The 18,006-nt window shown below is 70.7% G+C and carries 19 protein-coding genes; 8 read left to right on the forward strand and 11 right to left on the reverse strand.

All coding sequences use genetic code 11. The features are described 5' to 3' along the window. Nucleotides 1-101 precede the first annotated feature (101 nt). Together lepB and CLT71_RS11390 are read left to right on the forward strand one after the other, a co-directional pair. On the forward strand, nt 102-626 hold the full coding sequence (lepB, locus tag CLT71_RS11385) for a signal peptidase I (protein ID WP_101367076.1): 525 nt from the start codon (nt 102-104) through the stop codon (nt 624-626). A 3-nt stretch (nt 627-629) separates the two neighbouring features. Next, nucleotides 630-1,031: a hypothetical protein gene (locus CLT71_RS11390; RefSeq protein WP_486483203.1), complete on the forward strand. Its 402-nt coding sequence runs from the start codon at nt 630-632 to the stop codon at nt 1,029-1,031. 99 nt (nt 1,032-1,130) lie between these two features. Here CLT71_RS11390 and CLT71_RS11395 read toward each other — a convergent pair whose 3' ends face one another. The 5 genes from CLT71_RS11395 to CLT71_RS11415 form a co-directional block, all read right to left on the reverse strand. Next, complete coding sequence (locus CLT71_RS11395) at nt 1,131-1,880, reverse strand: glycoside hydrolase family 11 protein (protein ID WP_199187574.1); 750 nt, start codon at nt 1,878-1,880, stop codon at nt 1,131-1,133. Between the two features lie 162 nt (nt 1,881-2,042). Continuing rightward, complete coding sequence (locus CLT71_RS11400; RefSeq protein WP_101367077.1) at nt 2,043-2,504, reverse strand: hypothetical protein; 462 nt, start codon at nt 2,502-2,504, stop codon at nt 2,043-2,045. 22 nt (nt 2,505-2,526) lie between these two features. Further along, a complete protein-coding gene (locus tag CLT71_RS11405; RefSeq protein WP_486483204.1) occupies nt 2,527-3,447 on the reverse strand; it encodes an arginase family protein in 921 nt (306 codons plus the stop codon). Between the two features lie 300 nt (nt 3,448-3,747). Beyond that, nucleotides 3,748-4,677 (reverse strand): NADP-dependent oxidoreductase, encoded by a 930-nt coding sequence (locus CLT71_RS11410; RefSeq protein WP_101367078.1) that lies wholly within the window; start codon nt 4,675-4,677, stop codon nt 3,748-3,750. A gap of 90 nt (nt 4,678-4,767) precedes the next feature. Beyond that, on the reverse strand, nt 4,768-5,406 hold the full coding sequence (locus CLT71_RS11415) for an HD domain-containing protein (protein ID WP_101371356.1): 639 nt from the start codon (nt 5,404-5,406) through the stop codon (nt 4,768-4,770). A 171-nt stretch (nt 5,407-5,577) separates the two neighbouring features. On the opposite strand from CLT71_RS11415, the gene CLT71_RS11420 reads away from it, so the two are divergent. Beyond that, complete coding sequence (locus CLT71_RS11420) at nt 5,578-6,666, forward strand: GlxA family transcriptional regulator (RefSeq protein WP_486483205.1); 1,089 nt, start codon at nt 5,578-5,580, stop codon at nt 6,664-6,666. An 80-nt stretch (nt 6,667-6,746) separates the two neighbouring features. Here the strand turns inward: CLT71_RS11420 and CLT71_RS11425 are convergent, their stop codons facing one another. Further along, nucleotides 6,747-7,076, reverse strand: coding sequence for a hypothetical protein (locus CLT71_RS11425; protein ID WP_101367079.1), 330 nt, complete (start codon nt 7,074-7,076; stop codon nt 6,747-6,749). 140 nt (nt 7,077-7,216) lie between these two features. Between CLT71_RS11425 and CLT71_RS11430 the strand changes: the two genes are divergently transcribed. Both CLT71_RS11430 and CLT71_RS11435 read left to right on the forward strand, forming a co-directional pair. Further along, on the forward strand, nt 7,217-9,961 hold the full coding sequence (locus tag CLT71_RS11430; RefSeq protein ID WP_101367080.1) for a glycoside hydrolase family 3 C-terminal domain-containing protein: 2,745 nt from the start codon (nt 7,217-7,219) through the stop codon (nt 9,959-9,961). A 171-nt stretch (nt 9,962-10,132) separates the two neighbouring features. Further along, the gene (locus CLT71_RS11435; RefSeq protein ID WP_101371358.1) at nt 10,133-10,789 is read left to right on the forward strand and encodes an SRPBCC family protein; all 657 of its coding nucleotides are present in this window, start codon (nt 10,133-10,135) and stop codon (nt 10,787-10,789) included. A 17-nt stretch (nt 10,790-10,806) separates the two neighbouring features. On the opposite strand, the gene CLT71_RS11440 is transcribed toward CLT71_RS11435, so the two are convergent. Then, nucleotides 10,807-11,538 carry an SDR family oxidoreductase gene (locus tag CLT71_RS11440; RefSeq protein ID WP_101367081.1) on the reverse strand — a complete coding sequence of 244 codons (732 nt, stop codon included), beginning with the start codon at nt 11,536-11,538 and terminating at the stop codon, nt 10,807-10,809. Between the two features lie 138 nt (nt 11,539-11,676). Here CLT71_RS11440 and CLT71_RS11445 point away from each other — a divergent pair, with 138 nt between their 5' ends. Both CLT71_RS11445 and CLT71_RS11450 read left to right on the forward strand, forming a co-directional pair. Then, nucleotides 11,677-12,696: a GlxA family transcriptional regulator gene (locus CLT71_RS11445; protein WP_486483206.1), complete on the forward strand. Its 1,020-nt coding sequence runs from the start codon at nt 11,677-11,679 to the stop codon at nt 12,694-12,696. Between the two features lie 64 nt (nt 12,697-12,760). Next, nucleotides 12,761-13,564: a DJ-1/PfpI family protein gene (locus CLT71_RS11450; protein ID WP_101367083.1), complete on the forward strand. Its 804-nt coding sequence runs from the start codon at nt 12,761-12,763 to the stop codon at nt 13,562-13,564. Between the two features lie 152 nt (nt 13,565-13,716). Here CLT71_RS11450 and CLT71_RS11455 read toward each other — a convergent pair whose 3' ends face one another. From CLT71_RS11455 to CLT71_RS11465, 3 genes are read right to left on the reverse strand one after another with little or no spacing between them, the layout of a single operon-like run. After that, nucleotides 13,717-14,697, reverse strand: a complete 981-nt coding sequence (locus CLT71_RS11455) for a zinc-binding dehydrogenase (protein ID WP_101367084.1) — start codon at nt 14,695-14,697, stop codon at nt 13,717-13,719. Nucleotides 14,698-14,735: 38 nt separating this feature from the next. Then, the gene (locus CLT71_RS11460) at nt 14,736-16,259 is read right to left on the reverse strand and encodes a DHA2 family efflux MFS transporter permease subunit (protein WP_199187576.1); all 1,524 of its coding nucleotides are present in this window, start codon (nt 16,257-16,259) and stop codon (nt 14,736-14,738) included. After that, complete coding sequence (locus CLT71_RS11465; protein WP_101367085.1) at nt 16,256-16,891, reverse strand: NAD(P)H-dependent oxidoreductase; 636 nt, start codon at nt 16,889-16,891, stop codon at nt 16,256-16,258. Before CLT71_RS11465 ends, CLT71_RS11460 begins: the two co-directional genes overlap by 4 nt. A 118-nt stretch (nt 16,892-17,009) precedes the next feature. Here CLT71_RS11465 and CLT71_RS11470 point away from each other — a divergent pair, with 118 nt between their 5' ends. Next, the gene (locus CLT71_RS11470; RefSeq protein WP_101367086.1) at nt 17,010-17,696 is read left to right on the forward strand and encodes a TetR/AcrR family transcriptional regulator; all 687 of its coding nucleotides are present in this window, start codon (nt 17,010-17,012) and stop codon (nt 17,694-17,696) included. On the opposite strand, the gene CLT71_RS36445 is transcribed toward CLT71_RS11470, so the two are convergent. Further along, nucleotides 17,659-17,931 carry a hypothetical protein gene (locus CLT71_RS36445; RefSeq protein WP_143743437.1) on the reverse strand — a complete coding sequence of 91 codons (273 nt, stop codon included), beginning with the start codon at nt 17,929-17,931 and terminating at the stop codon, nt 17,659-17,661. The genes CLT71_RS11470 and CLT71_RS36445 overlap by 38 nt on opposite strands. Nucleotides 17,932-18,006: the final 75 nt, after the last annotated feature.

Raw genomic sequence — 18,006 nt, forward strand, 5'->3', positions numbered from 1 at the left:
AATCGAGTACGCGGACGGCGAAGCGGGCGCCCGGCACCGGTGCGGGCGCCCGCCTCGTTCCCGTTGCGATCGTGGCCGGGCCCTCTGGCAAGATCTGCCGGATGAAGAGATCGCTGTCACTGCTCGTCGTCGCGGTGCTGGCCGGGGCGGCTGGTTGCGGCACCGCCACCGCGAGCGGCGGGACCGAACAGTTCACCCAGGGCGGCGTCAGCATGGCACCGACTGTCGAGGCCGGACAGGTCATCACCGTCCGCAAGGTCGGGGACGACTACCAGCCACGACGCGGCGACATCGTGTTGTTCCGCAGGGACGGTGGACAGTGGGGCGACGGCGCGGCACCGCTGCTCAAACGGATCGTCGCGGTCGGCGGTGAGACCATCGCCTGCTGTGACCCCGCCGGAAAGGTGACGGTCGACGACAAACCGCTGGACGAGTCGTACGTGGCCGAGGACGCTCCGCTCGACGAGCCGCCGAACCCGCAGTACTGCGGGCCGCGCCGGTTCGCCCCGGTCGAGGTACCCGAGGGCAGCGTCTTCGTGATGGGAGACAACCGGGCGAGTTCGAACGACTCCCGGTGTGCCGGGCCGATCCCGACCTCGTCGATATCCGGCGTCATGGACAGCTGACCGGTGCACCGCACGTTCCACAATCCTCCGCCGGCCCGCCCGGCGCAGGTGCGGAGCGCTCTCGATCGCGGGGACCTCGCGGGCGCTCTGGACGCGATGGTGGGATGCGCGTTGTACGGCGACGGCGACTGGCGGGAGGCGCAGCAGCTCTACCTGGCCCTGCTCGATCACGACGATCACCAGGTCCAGGCGCTCGCCGCCACCTGCCTCGGGCATCTGGCGAGGGTCTACCGCCGACTCGACGAGGATCGTGTCGTCACCGCGTTGCGCCGGGCACGCCGACGCCCGCACGTCCGGGGCACCGCGACCAACGCGCTCGAGGACATCGAGCTGTTCCTGCACCCTCGGCGGGCCCGGTGGCGTGGGCGGTTGTGGCGACTCGTCCGGCCCTGGACCTGGATCTGACGCCGTCGGCGGTACCCGCCCAGCGGCCCGGGCCAGCGCCTCGGTCCAGCGCTTCGGGCCGACCGACGCTACGAGTGGGCGGTTCGGCGGCGCACGAACTCAGGGGGTGGACGGCGGGCCGGCGGTGCACCGGGACGGCCCCGTGGTGACGCCGTCCACGGTGATGTCGGACCAGCCACTGCTGTGGTAACCCTCGGTGGCCATGATCATGTATCCCATGGTGCCGAGGTTCATGCCGGCCCTCGCCCACGCGTCGAAGTGCTCGCCGGTGTCGATGATCCCGCTGCTGCGCTTCTGCTGCCGGACGCTGAAGTACTGGTACCGCGGCGGGGTTTCGGGGGTGCCCATCAGCTGTACCCGGTAGATGTCGTACGTGCCGTGCACGCTGACGACAGTGCCCATCCGGGTACCGGTCGGTCGGTAGCTGCCCCAGTTGTCCATGATGTAGTACTCGACGTACGGATCCGTGGTGTACCCGAAGAGCGCCAGATAGGAGACGCCGCCCGGGTGGAACGTGCCGCAGTAGGCGAAGGTCCGTCGACCGCCGACCGCCCAGCCCTTGCCGCCGAACCAGTTGTTGACGGCACTCCATCTGGCGCTGTATCGACCACCCGGGCCGAGGGTCATGGCGGCATCGCCGGTGTCCTGCCAGAAGGCGTAGAAGTAGCCGTCGTGCGTGCCGGTCTGGTTAGTGGTGACGACCGGGCGGCTCGGGATCGGGTCGGCGTGCGCCTCGGTGACCGTCAACGTCCCGGCGCTCAGCATCACCGTGGCGCAGGCCGCCCCGATCAGCGTTCTGAGTCGGCCCCGCCGTCCGCTCGTCGAACCGGCGCCGGACGTCTGGTCCATACCCGCACCCTCCCACACCCAGATAGATAGATGTCAATGAGCTGAGGCCAAGTGTCCGTCGGACTCCGGCCGGCTGTCAACGACTCGTTGGCCTGCCGTGCGGGGGTGCTGATCCGGCTGCGGCAGGGTGGCGATCCGGCTGTGGCAGGGTGCCGGCGACTCTCAGTACACCGGGGAGAAGTCCGGTCCGTCGGCCGTGCCCACCATCTCCCAGCCGAAGGCGGCCAGGGTGATGTCCTGCCGGGCACCGAACGTCCGCAGCAGTCTTGACGTGTGGCCGTCCGGTAGGTCGTCCGCAATCGACTCGAACACCGCTGCCGGCGATTCGCCGAGTTGCTGTGCCACGACCCACGGCAGGGCGAGGCCGATCATCACGTCCCGGTCGTCATCGTCCCGTAGACACCGGGCGAGTCCCGTCGCCAGCAGAGACCGTCGGAGCAGCGCCACGGAGTTCTCCCGCAACGCGATCGTCGCCAGGCGGGCACCGTACTGGCCAAGGGCCAGCGCGACGGACGGGTCGAGCGAGGCGAGGAACGCCGGGTCGACCGGACGCGGTGTCCGGGCCAGGATGGCCCCGGCGAGCGCGTCACGATCACCCGGAATCCTCGCCAGGTTCGGCTTCATGGCCCCAGGCTGGCCACGCCGGTCAAGCCGCGTATTCCGGGCGCTCGACGGCGTCGCCCTCCAGCGCGGCAGCATCGCCCTCCGGTACGGCGGCGTCGCCCTCCAGTACGGCGGCAAGTGTGTGGACCAGGCCGTTGAGGCCATCGTGGTCGGGATTGCCGTCGTCGGGTGGTTCGTACTCGGTCAGGCACAGCCCGGCGATGGTGAAGCGCGAGGCGAGGGCCCGCACGGCGGTGTCGAGCTGTTCGAAGGTCAACCCGCCCGGCTCGGGGGTGCCGACGGCGTCGAACAGCTCGGGATCCAGCACGTCGAGGTCGATGTGGAGGTAGACGACCTCAGCACCGGTCGCGGCCACCTCGTCGATCAGGACGGCCGGGTCGGCCAACCGTGCCGCCGCGACGTGTCGGATCCGATGCTCGGCCACGAACTCCCGCTCGCCCGGATCGAGCGCGCGTACGCCGGCCAGCACGACCTGACTCGGCCGCAACGCCCTGGCCGGCACCAACTCGGGTGGGCCGTCGCCGAGCAGGGTCCGCAGGACCATGCCGTGGAACGCGCCGGACGGCGACGAGGCCGGAGTGTTCAGGTCGCCGTGCGCGTCGAACCACACCACGGCCAGCCCGTCGCCGTGCGCCGCCACAGCCGCCTCGATCGAGGCAAGGTCGACGGCACAGTCCCCACCGACGGTCAGCACTGCCCCGCCGTGGGCCCGAGCGTCAGCGTGTGCGGCGCGTACCGCAGTCAGGTTCGCCGCGAGCGTGTCGAGGGCGGCAACGCCGTCGCGGGGTCCGCTCGGTTGGCCGTCCGCGTCGACCCGGACCCGTTGCCGGGCGGGAAACAGCCCGGCCAGCGCGGAGGCGCCGCGCCGCAACCGGTACCGGCCGGGTGAGCCCGACCCCTGCCACTGCGGCACTTCCAGGACGGTGACAACCAACGCCCGCACCCCTCTCGACCTGACCGGCCAGCGGTCGGGCTCCGGGGTATCGGCGGGCTGGGACCGGATCGGCCCAGCCACGAACGCCCCGGCTCCGCCGCCGGTGAAACCTCCTGTGTCGAGAACGAGGATATGGCGACCACCCGCGCAGGATGATCCCCCGTTCAACCCCTACTTTCGTCCCGCACATCGGCCGTCGGGTGGGCGAGGACGCGGGCGGGCGACCGGCAGCGCCGATCACGTTGCCGTGACACCGCCGGCAGCGCTCCTCGTGGACGTTTCCGAGAACCCGTGTACCGGTCAGGGGTGCTACGCCCCAGGTTCGTCAGCGACCCGGATGATCGTCTTGCCCGGCGTACGGCGGTGGCGGGCGAAGGCGGAGGCGGTCTCGGCGAGCGGTTGCACGCCACCGACGATCGGGTTGAGCCGGCCGTCCCGGACGCGCTGGGCGAGGTCGACCAGTTGGGCGCGATCGGGCTCGACCACGAAGAAGACGGCTCGTCCGCCCTTCGGCTGCGCCGTAGGCGGCTCGGCGACGCTGACGACGGTGCCACCCGGGCGTACCAGTGCGGTGGATCGCTGGAGGATCTCCCCGCCGATGACGTCGAACAGCACGTCCACCTCGCCGGCCTTCTGGAGGTCCCCGGCGTCCAGGTCGAGGAAGACCTGCGCGCCCAGGTTGAGCGCGACCTCGCGGTCGTCGGCCCGACCGGTGCCGATCACCCGGGCGCCCACCTCCCGGGCCAGTTGGACGGCGACCGAGCCGACGCCGCCGGCGGCGCCGTGGATGAGTACCGTCTGTCCGGGCCTGAGCTGGGCGTGCTCGAAGAGTGCCTGCCAGGCGGTCAGTCCGGAGATGGGCAGCGCGGCGGCCACTGTGTGGTCGATGTCGGCCGCGAGCGGGGCGAGGTTGCGCGCCTCCACCGCGACGTATTCGGCAAGCGATCCGTTGCGGGCCCAGTCGGTCAGCCCGAACACCCGCTGACCCACGCTGAGCCCGGTGGTTCCGTAGCCGAGTTCGGCGACCGTTCCGGAGACTTCGTGCCCGGGGATCGTCGGTGTCCGGTCCCGCCCGGCCCGGTCGGTCCAGGTTGCCGGCCAGCTGAGTTCACCGGGAGTGAAGCCCGCCGCATGCACCCGAACGATTACGTCGTTCTCGGCGGCGTGCGGGTAGGGCATGTCGGTCAGGGTGAGGCCGCCGACACCCGCGTCACGGTCTCGGACGGTGATCGCTCGCATCCTCGGATCCTTTCAAAACATTCGTCGGTACGGGGCGGTTCTGCTCGCCGGGCGGGCCGTCGATCGCATCCGCCGGCGCATCACGTTCGGTCAGCTCGGCCAGGCCGAGTTGAGTACGCGGTCGACCATTGTCGTACGCCGGAAGTCGGGGATGAAGTGTTCGAGCACGTCGGAGTTGACTGTGCCGTTTGTGGTCTCCGGGCGGTTCCTGAGCCCTTCGGTGTAGGTACGCAGGAAGTCGTGCTTGAAGTCCCCTCGCGGGTGCACGGCGACGATTTCGTGCAACTGTTCCGGTGCCATCACGTCCAGGTCGAAGCCGAGGACGTCGGTAAGCACACCGAGGTACGCGGTCGCGATCTCCGGAGCCATTCGGGTCGGAATTTCCGGGGTGGTGTGCAGCGCGATCGCCGTCCAGACGGTCTCGGCGGCGGCGGCCGGGAAGCCCCGCTCCAGCAGGAACCTGCGTGCGTGGTCGGCGCCGTCGACCTCGAAGCGCTGCTCGACGTCGGAAAAGGGAATCAGCAGACCGGTGTCGTGGAAAATGGCCGCCAGGTAGAGCAGCTCCGGGTCTGGCTGCACACCGAGCCGGTCGGCGTGAATCAGGCCGAAGAGGAAGACCCGCCGGGAGTGATGATAGATCAGCGGACTTGTCGTCTCCTGGATCAGCCTGGTCGCTCCGGCGACCGCAGCCGTGTCGGGAATCTCCAATCCCGCGATTACCTCTGGCATGATCTCCAACCCTCCGGAACCTCGTGCGCTGTGAGCCGTTCGGCGACTCCAATGCTGCCAACGACCGGCCTGCCGCGACCGCCTTTGTCCAGCCAGAAAGCCCTTGTATCCGGACACCGGGACCACGGCCCGCGCTGCGGCGTGACGGTGACGGTGTGTTACCAATGAACGGTGCCCGTGCCGCCCACCTCGTCCACCGCACCGCCATCCGTGCCAGCGCCGTCCGACCACCCGTCGTCAGGTTCCGGCGCGTCGTCCGAATTCAGCGCCGGAGACAGCACGTCGGGAAGGGCCGGGCCGCACCTGGTCGCGGTACTCGTCTACGACGGCATGACGTTGCTGGATGTCGCCGGTCCGGCCGAGGTGTTCCGGGAGGCGAACGGGTTCGGTGCCGACTACCGGATCGTGCTGCTGTCGCCGACCGGTGCGGATGTCACGTCGAACCTCGGGATCCGGGTCGCGGTCGACGGGGCCGTCACCCCGGAGCCGGCCGTCGACACGTTACTGGTGGCCGGATCCGACCGCTATCCGCGTACCCCCGTGCCCGGTGAGCTGGCCGACGCCGCGCGGGTTCCGGCGGCCACGGCCGGCCGGGTCGCGTCGGTCTGCACCGGGGCGTTCGTGCTGGCCGCCGCCGGCCTCCTCGACGGCAAGCGCGCGACCACGCACTGGCGGGTCACCCACGAACTCGCCGCCCGATGTCCGACCTGCCGGGTCGACCCCGACGCGATCTACGTCCGCGACGGCAGCACGTACACGTCGGCGGGGGTGACGGCCGGGATCGACCTGGCCCTCGCGCTGGTCGAAGAGGACCACGGGCCCGGCCTGGCCCGCGACGTCGCCCGCGCCCTGGTGGTGTACATGCAGCGCGCGGGCGGCCAGTCACAGTTTTCCGCACCGTTGCAGGGACCGCCGCCCCGCTCGCCGGCACTGCGCAGAATCACCGATCTGGTGACGGCGAACCCGCGCGGCGAACACTCGCTTGGCGAACTCGCGAAACACCTGAACGTGAGTACCCGGCACCTCGCCCGGCTCTTCCAGGACGAGTTGGCCACCACACCGGCCCGCTACGTGGAGAACATCCGCTTCGACATGGCCAGAGCCCTGCTCGACCAGGGACACACCGCGACCCGGGCGGCGGCGCTCGCCGGGTTCCCCAGTTACGAGAGCATGCGACGGGTCTTCGCCAGGAAGCTGTCGATCAGCCCCGCCGCCTACCAGCGCCGGTTCAGCACGGCCCGCCGCGCCGACCCGGAATGACCCCGCCGACGCCTGTCAGCCCTGCCCCGCAACTCAGCCCCGCTCCGCAACTCGGCCCTGCCCGCAACGGCAACACGTGCTCATCGCGCCCCGCGCTGGCTCGCGCTTACGACGTTCCAGCGGTCGACCAGCAGGGCCAGACCCACCTCGTGCCACCAGTCGCCGCTGACGAAACCGTCGGACATCCCACGGCCCTTCCGGTACTCCGGGACCTCCAGAGCACCGATGTTCGGGCCCAGCCGTACCCCGGTGATCTCCTCGAACGCCGCGCGCACCGCGTTGGACAGGATCCAGTCGCTGCTGGGAAAGTCGTGGTCGGCGAAGCGCAGCCGCATCGCCTCCCACATCTGCGGATCACCCCTGAGTCCCCAACGCAGCGGCACGGGTACGAAGAGGTCGCCGAAGGTCATCGGCTCATGATGCCTCGTCCGTCCGCAATGTACGGCGGCAGGGCCGGTCGAGCGGACCACGATATGCGCTTACCTTGACGCTCATCGCTATCCGACCTACCTTCGCCCCGGGTCCACGGGACCGGTGAAGGGATGGCGGGATGCGGGCACACGCCTGGGCGGCGGTGGTCACCGTCGTACTGCTCAGCGGCAGCGGATGTGGGCCGGAACCGGAGGCGGCGGTCCCCACCGGGACCAGCGGCGACGGTCGCGCCATCTACCTGGACCGGTCCTACTCGCCCCGGGAACGGGCGGTCGACCTGGTCTCCCGGATGACGCTGGCCGAGAAGGCGGCGCAGATGGTCAGCAGCCGATCGGCGGCGCTGCCCCGGCTCGGCATCGCCGCCTACGGCTGGTGGAACGAGGCCGGGCACGGGGTCGCCCGGGAGGGCACCCTGGACGACGCCAACCCACCGATCCTGGTCAACACCACCTCCTACCCGGTCGACCTCTCACTCGGCGCCACCTGGAACCCCGAGCTGGTACGCCGGGAGGCGACCCTGATCTCCGACGAGGCCCGGGAGGTGGTCCGGGACAACCGGCTGAACCTGAACTTCTACACCCCGACCGTCAACCTGGCCCGGGATCCGCGCTGGGGCCGCAACGACGAGGCGTTCAGCGAGGACCCGCTGCTCACCGCCGCTCTCGCCGCGCAGTTCGTGAACGGGATGGAGGGCAAGGACCGGACCGGCCGGATGCTGCCGGAAAGCGGCGGATACCTGAAGACCAGCACCACGCTCAAGCACTACGCCGCCAACAACAGCGAGTTCGACCGGCTGGACGGCACCGCGAACATGGACGACCGGACGCTGCGCGAGTACTACACCGCGCAGTTCCGGGAGGTGGTCGAGCGCAGCTCACCGGCGTCCATCATGACCTCGTACAACCGGGTCAACGGGGTACCGACCTCGGCCAGTGGCTATCTGCTCGACGAACTGGCCCGGCAGACCTTCCGGTTCGACGGCTTCTTCACCTCGGACTGCGACTCGATCCGGCAGATCCAGCACGGCCACCGCTGGCAGCCACCGGGGCACCCGGCCCCGCTCGACCACGTCGAGCGGCACGCCTGGGCCAACGCGGCAGGCGAGGACCTGAACTGCCAGCGGGGCCACCACGACGAGTGGAGCTACGCCAACACCATCCCGGAGGCGATCGCCCGGGGCATCGACACCGCGTACGGGCGCTACACCGAGCAGCACGTCGACGCCTCGCTGGTCCGGCTGCTGACCACCCGGATCCGGCTCGGCGAGTTCGACCGGCCGGAGGACGTACCCTGGGTGACCGCCGCCAGGTCCCGGGTCGCAGCGGGGACCTGGACCAGCTCGAACGCCAACCGCGCGGTCACCCAGACCCCGGCCCGGCTGGCGATGGCCCGCGAGGTCGCCGCCGAGAGCATCGTGCTGCTGAAGAACCAGGCACCGAAGACCCGGGCCGGCGGCGATCGGAAGGGCGGCGATCGGGCCGGTGCGGGCCGGAGCGCGCTGCTGCCGCTGCGGGTACCGGCGTCCGGGCCGTACCGGGTGGCGGTGCTCGGCCACTACGCCAACCCGCCGACGATGTACCTCGGCGGCTACTCCAGCACCCAGGCCAGCGCCGGCCAGGCCAACGAGGTGAACGGCTACCAGGGAATCCGGGCGGCGATCCAGCGGATCAACCCGGGCGCCGTCGTCGACCACCTGCCCGGGGTCACCCCGGGCAGCCTGGCCGAGGTGGACCCGGCCTCGGTGGCGGCCGTCGCCGGCTACGACGCGGTGATCGTGTACGCCGGTACCGACGAGCGGCACTCCCGGGAGGACGCCGACCGGTCCACACTGGCGCTGCCGGGGGCACAGGCGTCCCTGATCAGCCAGGTGGCGGCCCGCAACCCGAACACGATCGTCTATCTGGAGACGGTCGGTCAGGTGGAGGTGGCCGGTTTCGAGGCTGCCGTACCGGCGATCCTGTGGAGTTCCCACAACGGGCAGCGCAAGGGCGAGGCGCTCGCCGACGTACTGCTCGGGACGCGCAACCCGAGCGGGCACCTGCCGTTCACCTGGTACCGGGACGCCGGGCAGCTCCCGCCGATCGACGACTACGCGATCCGGGGCGGCAACGGGCGGCCCGGGCGGACGTACATGTACTTCGACGGCGAGCTGTCGTACCCGTTCGGCCACGGCCTCGGCTACACCGGGTTCGGGTACTCGGGGCTGCGGGTGGACCGCCGGACGGTGGACGCGAACGGCACCGTCCGGGTCGGGGTGCAGGTCACCAACACCGGCCGGGTGCCGGGGGCCGAGGTGGTGCAGCTCTACGTCTCCACCCCTGGTGCACCCGCCGCCCTGGAACGTCCGACCAGGCGACTGGCCGGCTTCGAGAAGGTCCCGCTGCGCCCGGGGCGGACCCGGCGGGTGGAGTTCCGGGTGTCCGTCGCCGACCTCGCCTTCTTCGACGAGCGCACCGGCCGGTACGTCGTCGACCCGGGTGCGTACGCGTTCCAGGTCGGTCACTCCAGTGTGGACGCCGATCGCCGGTTGCGGGCGGTGGTGAACGTCGCGGGTGCGTTGCGCCCGGCGTTGTCGGTGGTCACCGCGACCGCGCCGACGCTGGTCTCCCCCTGCACCGCGATCTCCCCGAGGCTGACTGTCGCGATGACCGACGACACCCGGTACGGCTACCGCACCGAGGGTGCCAGCACGCCGCTGCCGGCCGGCGCGACGGTGCGGTACCGCAGCAACCGCCCGGAGGTGGTGGCGGTCGACGGGTCGGGTGGGATCCGGGCCGTGGCGACCGGGGTTGCCACCGTCACCGCCACCGTCAGCCATCAGGGCGTCGACCGGTCCGCCGAGTTCGTGGTCGGGGTGCGGTAGGTCGGGCGCAGCCAGCGTTGGCACCGGCGTCGTCACCAGCGTCGTCACCGGCGTTGGCGGCGTACGCGGCGGCCCGGCCACGCCGACGCTGCACAAAGTTGCGCTTATATAAGCTGTGCCTGATATACTCCCACCCGTTCCGAAAATGAAGGCCGGTCAGAGGGAGTGAACGTGGACATCGTCGACGAGATCAACGCGACCCATCGGACGGTCGGTCGCGCCGCGACACCTGTCGGCGAGGCGCGAACCGTGTTGCTACGCAGGACCTACCACACCTCGCTGGACGACCTCTGGGACGCGGTCACCAACCCCGAACGGCTGCCCCGATGGTTCGCGCCGGTCACCGGGGATTTCAAGCTCGGCGGCCGGTACCAGGTCGAGGGCAACGCCGGTGGCGAGATCATCCGCTGCGAGCCGCCCCGGCTGGTCAGGCTGACCTGGGTCTTCGGCGAGCCGGCCGAGGACGGGTTCAGCGAGGTCGAGGTACGGCTCTCCCCCGGCGACGGCGCCGAGCAGGCCGTACTCGAACTCGAACACGTCGCGGTGGTCGAGCCGCAGCGGTGGACAGAGTTCGGCCCCGGCGCGGTCGGCGTCGGTTGGGATCTCGCCCTGCTCGGCCTCGGCCTCTACCTCGGCGGCGGGGCCATCACCGACCCCATCGCCTGGGGCGAGTCCCAGGAGGCACGCGAGTTCATGACGCTGAGCAGCAACTCCTGGGGTGCGGCCTCGGTGGCCGGTGGCGAGCACCCGGACGAGGTGGCGACGATGGTCGCCAACACCACCCGGTTCTACGCACCGGACCCGCCCGCCGGCCCGAGCGCTCCCTGAGGCCAGCTCCCAGGCTGTCACGGCCCCGCCGGCTCGGCGTCGGACTCTCCGACGAACTCGAAGTGGAACTCCCGGATGAAACAGTCCCGGGGCTGCCCGACCGCGAAGAGCACGCACTCCACGATCGACCGGGCGGTGAGCGGGTCGCCCGGTCCACGCGGCCCCTCCTGCACGAAGTCCGGCGGATAGAGCGAGATCACCCGGATTCCCTCGGCGCGCAGCCGGTGCGACAGGATGCCGGCGAACCCGGCCTGGGCGTGCTTGGCTGCGTAGTACGCCGGATGTGCCGCCAGGCGGTGGTTGCCGACCTCGGCGGAGGCGGAGACGAGGTTGACGATGTCCGGCCGGTCCGAGGCGCGCAGCAGCGGCAGCAGGTGCCGGCTGAGCAGCACCGTACCGGTCGCGGCTCCGGCGATGGTGTCCACGATCGCCTCGTCGGAGGCGTCGTCGAGTTCCACCCCGGGCAGAAAGCCTGCACCGTTGTTGATCAGGACGTCGATCCGGTCGGTCCGGTCGGCCAGCGCCGCCGCGAAGTCGCGTACCGAATCGGGGTCGGCCAGGTCGCAGCGGAATGCCTCGGCGGTGCCGGCACCCTGCCGGGCGATCAGGTCCGCGGTGTGGCCGGCCGCCGCCGGATCCCGGGCCGAGACGGCGACGTGCGCGCCGCGCTCGGCGAACGCCAGTGCCAGGGTACGGCCGGTGCCCCGGCCCGCACCTGTGACGACGACCCGCAGTCCGTTGGAAATCATGGCCCGAGTCCAACACCTCGACCAGGCTTGAAGTCAACCCCCGTCGTCCGGTGTGGGCATCGAGTTCCCGACGGTCATGGCCAGATCTGTGGGTTGACGGTCGTTGCCGGCACGAAGGCGGAACTCAATACTCGCGGCATGAGCATTTCATCCGCCCGCGATGACGGCCAGCGGGACGTGGTCATCGCGGCAGCAGATGGAGCGGTGCTGTTGGACGTCGCCGGACCGATGCAGGTCTTCGCCCTGGCCGCGAAGCTCGGTGCCAACTACCGGGTGCGGCTCGCATCACCCGGAGGGCGGCCCATCGACACCCGCGAGGGTGTCCAGCTCGGCGCGAACGTCGCCGTGGAGACGCTCTCCGATCCGGTGCACATCCTGCTTGTGGCCGGCGGCGACTCCTCGCCGGAAGGCGGTGCGCCCGGACAGCTCGCCCACGCGGTGCGACGGATGCACGAGCACTGCGCGGTCGTGGCCTCGGTGTGCATCGGCGCGTTCGTACTGGCCGAGGCGGGGCTGCTCGACGGCAGGCGCGCGACAACCCACTGGGCCTACTGCCGGGAGCTGGCCGAGCGGTATCCGGCGGTGACCGTCGAGTGTGACGGCATCTTCGTACGCGACGGTCGGGTGTTCACCGCCGCGGGCGTCACCGCCGGCATCGACCTCGCGCTGGCGTTGGTCGAGGAGGACCGCGGCCCCGCGCTCGCCCGCCAGGTCGCCCACTGGCTGGTGGTCTTCCTGCAACGGCCGGCAGGGCAGTCACAGCTGTCCGTGCGCGGCCGGACCAGGCACTCACGCCAACCGGTGCTGCGGCTGGTGCTCGACGCGGTCGCCGCGCAGCCGGAGGCGGACCACTCGCTCGGCGCGATGGCAGCCCGCGCCGCCGTGAGCCCGCGCCACCTGTCGCGACTGTTCACCCAGGTACTCGGCACCAGCCCCGGACAGTACGTCCAGCAGATCCGGGTCGAGGCGGCCCGGCAGCTCCTGCAAGCCGGCGACGACCCGGTCGAGGTGATCGCCAAGCAGTGCGGCTTCCGCAGTGTCGAGACGATGCGGCGGGCCTTCCACGGTGTCCTGGGAACCTCCCCGACCGAATATCGCCAGCATTCCCAGGCAGGCCCCGGCCGGCGACCGCTCGGCTGGGGATCGCCGGTCGACTGACCGCCTCGTCCCCCAGAGAGCACCCGTCACCGAAGTTCACCCGAGATAGGAGCGAGGTAGCACCATGCCCGAAAACCCGAACCGGCGACAGATTCTGACGCTCGGTGCCGCGCTGGCGGCGACCGGTCTCACCCTGGGAAACGCCCAACCAGCCGCAGCCCGGCCAGCGCAACCGGCCACCAAGGGTGACGACGACATCCTCGACATCGCGTTCATGGTCTTCGACGGGTTGGTGCCGCTCGACCTGATCGGCCCGCTGGGCGTACTCGGCTCCACCATCCGCACGGGCGCGCGACCGGCACGGCTGCACTTCGTCGGCCCCGACCTGGACCCGATCTCCGGGGGCGCCGGGTTGCAGTTCCTGCCGACCGCCACCTTCGACACACTCCGCAACCCGGATGTGCTCGTGGTGCCCGGCCCCGCGATGCCCAGCACCCTGATGCAGGACCGCCGCCTCCTGGACTACATCCGCGCCGTGCATCCGCAGACCCGGATCACCTTCGGGATCTGCACCGGGGTGCTGCTGATGGCCGCTGCCGGCATCCTGCGCGGCCGTGCGGCGACGACGTACTGGGCGTTCGCCGAGGAGCTGCCACTGTGCGGTGCACGGTTCAAGCGGCAACGCTGGGTCGTGGACGGCAGGATCGTCACCAGCGCCGGGATCTCCGCCGGCATGGACGCCGCGCTGGTGGTGGCCGCACGTCTGTGGGGTGAGCGGGCTGCTGGGATGGGGCAGGCGTTCCTGGAGTACGACCCCGCACCGCCGTTCGACTACGGCAACGTCGAAAACCTGCCGGACGAGGACGAGGAGGCGCTCCGCCGCGCCTTCCTCCCAGAACGGGAGCGTGTCCGCGACGTACTCACGTAGGCGCTGCCACGACTCGGAGCAGCGCCACGGAGACACACGTTGATCGCGGGTGGAGGGGCGGCGACCGGCCGCCGCCCTTCCACCCTTCCGGTGCCGGGTGGCGGCCCGGTCGCGATCATCGCTCGGCCCCGAGACGGGCCCGGACCGCACCACTATGGAACGAGGACGACCTTGCCGGTCGCGCGCCGATTCTCCAGGTCGGCATGCGCGTCCCCGGCGCGGCTGAGCGGATACCGGGTGACCAGAGGTTCGAGTACCCCGTCCGCGGCCGCCCGGATGGCGCGGGCCTGCAACTCGTGCATGGTGCCGGCCCTGCGCAGCAACTGTGGCCCGAGCGCCCAGCTGACGGTGCCGGCCCGCGCGATGATGTCGGCGGTGCTGAGTTGGGTCGGGGTGCCCGAGGCCCAGCCGTGCAGCACGAACCTCCCGCCGGGGCCGAGCAGGTCGAAGGCTTGGCGGCCAGCGGTTCCGCCGACACCGTCGAAGACGACATCCACCTGCCGGCCGGCGCCAAGGTCTGCCCGTACCGCGTCCGGCCAGCGCTGGTCGCGATAGTCGACGGCGATGTCGGCCCCCAACGAGGTGACCCGCCTGACCTTGTCCGGTCCACCGGCCACGCCGACCACGACGACGCCCTGCCGACGTAGGGCCTGCACGAGCAGGGCACCGACGCCACCGGCTGCGGAGGTGACCAGTGCGACGTCACCGGGGCCGGCCTGCGCGACGTCGAGCAGCCCGAGCGTGGTGGCACCCGTGCTGACCATCGCCACGGCGGCCTCCGCGCTCAACTGCTCGGGCAGCTCGTGCAGGGCGTCGATCGCAACCACCGCCTGCTCGGCGTAACCACCGTAGGACGCGAGCGTGCCCACCACCGGGCGCCCCAGCCAGCTGTCGTCGACGTCCGGGCCGAGCGCGCTCACCACCCCGGCGACCTCACCACCCAGCACGACCGGCAACGCCGGGGCGGGATGAGGGCCGACCCCACGCCCGGTACGCAGGGTGGTCTCGATGAAGTGGACGCCACTGGCCCGGACTTCGAGGCGGACCTCTCCGTTTCCGGGTACCGGTGCGTCGACCTGCTCGTACCGTAGGTTTCCGGCAGGTCCGAACTCGTGCAGTCTCACCGCGTACATGAATGGGTTTCCTTCTCTGTTCAGGTCGGGTCTGGCGGTCATGGGGCGCGCGTCGCCCCGGCCGTCGGGGCCGGCACCGGCGGTCCACCCACCCGTCGTCCCGGCAGCAGCGCCACCGGCAGCGCCGCCAGGGCCAGCAGCGCCAGCGCCCACCAGTAGGTGTGCTGGAACGCCGCCGCCGGCCGCATCCCGTCCCCGGTGCGCGCCGTGTTCGACGCCAGCACCACCGACAGCAGCGCGATCCCGATCGAGATGCCCAGCTGGGAGCCGATGTTCAGCAGCGTGCTGCCGGAGGGGACATCCTCGGCGGCCAGCCCTCGGGTCGCCGTCGCGTTCAAGGGCATCAACACCATGCCGACGCCCACCCCCATCACCAGCAGCGCCACCACCAACCGCCAGTACGGCGTCGCCGGCCCGATCTGGCCGGCGAACAGCGACAGACCGGACGCGGCGGTCACGACCCCGGAGAGGATCATCAGTCGCGGGGAGACCCGGTCGACCCGGCGGGTGGCGATCTGCATCGAGAGGCCGACGGCGACGGCCAGGGGGATGCCCAGCAGGCCCGACTCGGTCGCACCGAGCCCTCGCGTCGTCTGGTAGTACATCGGGGCCAGCAGCATGGAGCCGAAGTAGCCGGCCGGAAAGAGCACCAGGGCGGTGAACCCGGCCGCGAAGGTCCGGTTGCGCAGCAGGCGCAGGCGTAACAGGGGAGCCTGGGTGGTCAGGGCACGGACGACGAACCCGATGGTCAGCAGCAGTCCGGCGACGGTGGGTAGCAGCGCCTGCGGCGCGGTGAGGTCGCCACGCTCGCCGCCGGTGGCCAGCCCGTAGATGAGCAGGGCCAGTCCCGGAGAGAGAGTCAGCAGGCCCAGCAGGTCCAGTCGGCGCGCCGGCTGCGGTTCGTCGCGCCGCAGCAGCCGGGCGGCGAGCACCAACGCCAGCGAGCCGATCGGCAGGTTGACCAGGAAGATCCAGTGCCAGGACACGGTGTCGATCAACCAGCCGCCCAGGATCGGCCCGGTCACCGGGCCGATCAGCACCGGAATGCCGAGCAGGGCCATCGCCCTGCCCAACCGGTCCCGGTCGGCGGCGCGGACGACCATCGCCATCCCAACCGGCATCAACAGGCCGCCGCCGAGCCCCTGCAAGACCCGGAACAACACAAGTGTCTCGATGTTCCAGGCCAGCGCGGCCAGCCCGGAACCGGCGGTGAACAGCGCGATGGCGGTCAGGTAGGTGCGCTTCGCACCGAAGCGTGACATGGCCCAGGCGGCAGTCGGGATCACGGCGGCGAGGGCGAGCGTGTAGCCGGTGGCGATCCACTGGACGGCGGCGACCGACGCGTCGAACTCGACGGCCAACGGATGCAGGGCGACGTTGATGATCGTGACGTCCAGTACCGCCATGATCGAACTGATCACGACGACGGTGAGCACCCTGGCCAATCCCTGGGAGTTCCCGGTGGCCCGGCCGGTGGTGGGGTCGGTGGCCCTGGCCGAGGGACCCTTCTCGGTGGTGCCGTGCTGTCCGGGAACGCTGGCGGTGCCGTGCACGGCCGTCACTTGCCGTAGGGACGTTCGGCGCGAGCGGCGCGCAGTGCGCGGCCCCACCACACCAACTGGTCGAGCATGCCCTCGGCAGCCCCGTCGCACACCGCCTCGTCGAGCGGCAGCCCGTCCTCGCCGAGCCCCGACCAGGGTCCATGCAGGCTGACGGAGTCACGCACCGTCATGGCGTGCAGCTCGGCGAAGACCTGCCGGAGTTGCTCGACCGCCCGGAGGCCGCCGCCCAGCCCGCCGTACGAGACGAAGCCGATTGGTTTGGTCCGCCATTCCTCGTAGTGCCAGTCGATGAGGTTCTTCAGGGCGGCCGGGAAACTGTGGTTGTACTCGGGGGTGACGACGACGAATGCCTCTGCGGCGGCCAGCCGGGAACTGACCCCGGCGAGCGCGACCTGGATTGCTGGTGCGGGCGCGGGCAGCCCGTCCCAGCCGGGCATGGCCACCGGGAGGTCCAGGTCGGCGACGTCGATGACGTCGAGCCTGATGTCGGTACGCCGGCCGGCCCGGCGGGTGAACCAGTTGGCGACGGACGGGCCGACGCGGCCACCCCGAACGCTGCCTACGATCACGGCGACCCGTAGCGCGGCGTCTTCGGCCGTTGCTGGGTCGATGGCATGGGTTGTTGCGGACATGGCTGGCCCCCGGTTGGTCGCTGCTTCGCTACGAGCATGCGATAACCTACAACGGTCGTTGTAGTTTCTACAACCACCGTTGTAATGTGATGGCCAGCACCCGGGTTGAGAGGCGACGATGACCAGCAGAGACTCCGAGGGCGGCACGGGAGCGGTCCGGCCACGACGGGGGCGGGGGGACAAGGCGGCAGCGATCGCGCACGCCGCGTGCGAGGTCTTCGGGCGGGACGGTTACACCCGAGCCAGCATCGACACGATCGCCGCCGAGGCGGGCGCCTCCACCCGTACGCTCTACAACCACTTTCCCGGCGGAAAGGCAGAACTGTTCCGCACGGTGATCCAGCGGAGTGCGGGAGAGGTCCGGGACGAGCAACTCGCCCGGCTGCGGAGGTACCTGGATCCGCAGCGCCCACCACGGCCCGAGGATCTCGAACGGGACCTGCTGGCCCTGGCACGGGCCTGGGTCGCCCTGATGACGGACTTCCGGGAACACTTCTCGCTGGTCCGGCACATCCACGCAGAGGCCGGGCACGTCCCGGCCGAGGTCCTGGACACCTGGCAGGAGGCCGGCCCCCGGGCGGTGAGCCGCGAGTTCAGCGTGGTCATCGCCGCGCTCGCCGACCACGGCCTGCTCGACGTGCACGATGATCCGGCCCGGGCCGTCGCCCACTTCATGGCCCTGGTCTCGACGGAGATCGTGAACCGTTCCTACTGGGGCGTCATCCCGCTGCCGACGGAGGAGACCGACCGGATCACGGCCGCAGGGGTCAAGGCCTTCCTCCGGGCGTACGGCACCGCGCACTGACGCGCCGATGAAGTCGTAGCCAGTGTTGATCGTCCGTCCGGAACTCGTAGTCGATCTTCAGATCAGCTTCGGCCCCACTGGGTAGATCCTCGATCATGGTAATGACCTCGCGTACAGACTCATCCAGGCCTGGCAGATTACGGGCGTAGGTATGGCCGCCTTCTAGATCGACGATGTCAGCGATCCACGCACAGGGCTCATGAGTGACAACCACTCGGAAGGTCTTGCCGGTCATCGCAGCCACCTCTTCCCGAAGATGGACTCCATCACGTTCGATCCTGTGCAACGTGCCGATCGGTTTGTCGCCCCC

It is taken from the genome of Plantactinospora sp. CNZ320, from assembly GCF_002846275.1.

Bases quoted from the DNA above. Each gene is read 5' to 3' on its own strand.
- lepB (WP_101367076.1), top strand. From the start codon at position 102: ATGAAGAGATCGCTGTCACTGCTCGTCGTCGCGGTGCTGGCCGGGGCG.
- CLT71_RS11395 (WP_199187574.1), bottom strand. From the start codon at position 1,880: ATGGACCAGACGTCCGGCGCCGGTTCGACGAGCGGACGGCGGGGCCGA.
- CLT71_RS11400 (WP_101367077.1), bottom strand. From the start codon at position 2,504: ATGAAGCCGAACCTGGCGAGGATTCCGGGTGATCGTGACGCGCTCGCC.
- CLT71_RS11410 (WP_101367078.1), bottom strand. From the start codon at position 4,677: ATGCGAGCGATCACCGTCCGAGACCGTGACGCGGGTGTCGGCGGCCTC.
- CLT71_RS11415 (WP_101371356.1), bottom strand. From the start codon at position 5,406: ATGCCAGAGGTAATCGCGGGATTGGAGATTCCCGACACGGCTGCGGTC.
- CLT71_RS11425 (WP_101367079.1), bottom strand. From the start codon at position 7,076: ATGACCTTCGGCGACCTCTTCGTACCCGTGCCGCTGCGTTGGGGACTC.
- CLT71_RS11430 (WP_101367080.1), top strand. From the start codon at position 7,217: ATGCGGGCACACGCCTGGGCGGCGGTGGTCACCGTCGTACTGCTCAGC.
- CLT71_RS11440 (WP_101367081.1), bottom strand. From the start codon at position 11,538: ATGATTTCCAACGGACTGCGGGTCGTCGTCACAGGTGCGGGCCGGGGC.
- CLT71_RS11445 (WP_486483206.1), top strand. From the start codon at position 11,677: ATGAGCATTTCATCCGCCCGCGATGACGGCCAGCGGGACGTGGTCATC.
- CLT71_RS11450 (WP_101367083.1), top strand. From the start codon at position 12,761: ATGCCCGAAAACCCGAACCGGCGACAGATTCTGACGCTCGGTGCCGCG.
- CLT71_RS11455 (WP_101367084.1), bottom strand. From the start codon at position 14,697: ATGTACGCGGTGAGACTGCACGAGTTCGGACCTGCCGGAAACCTACGG.
- CLT71_RS11465 (WP_101367085.1), bottom strand. From the start codon at position 16,891: ATGTCCGCAACAACCCATGCCATCGACCCAGCAACGGCCGAAGACGCC.
- CLT71_RS11470 (WP_101367086.1), top strand. From the start codon at position 17,010: ATGACCAGCAGAGACTCCGAGGGCGGCACGGGAGCGGTCCGGCCACGA.
- CLT71_RS36445 (WP_143743437.1), bottom strand. From the start codon at position 17,931: ATGACCGGCAAGACCTTCCGAGTGGTTGTCACTCATGAGCCCTGTGCG.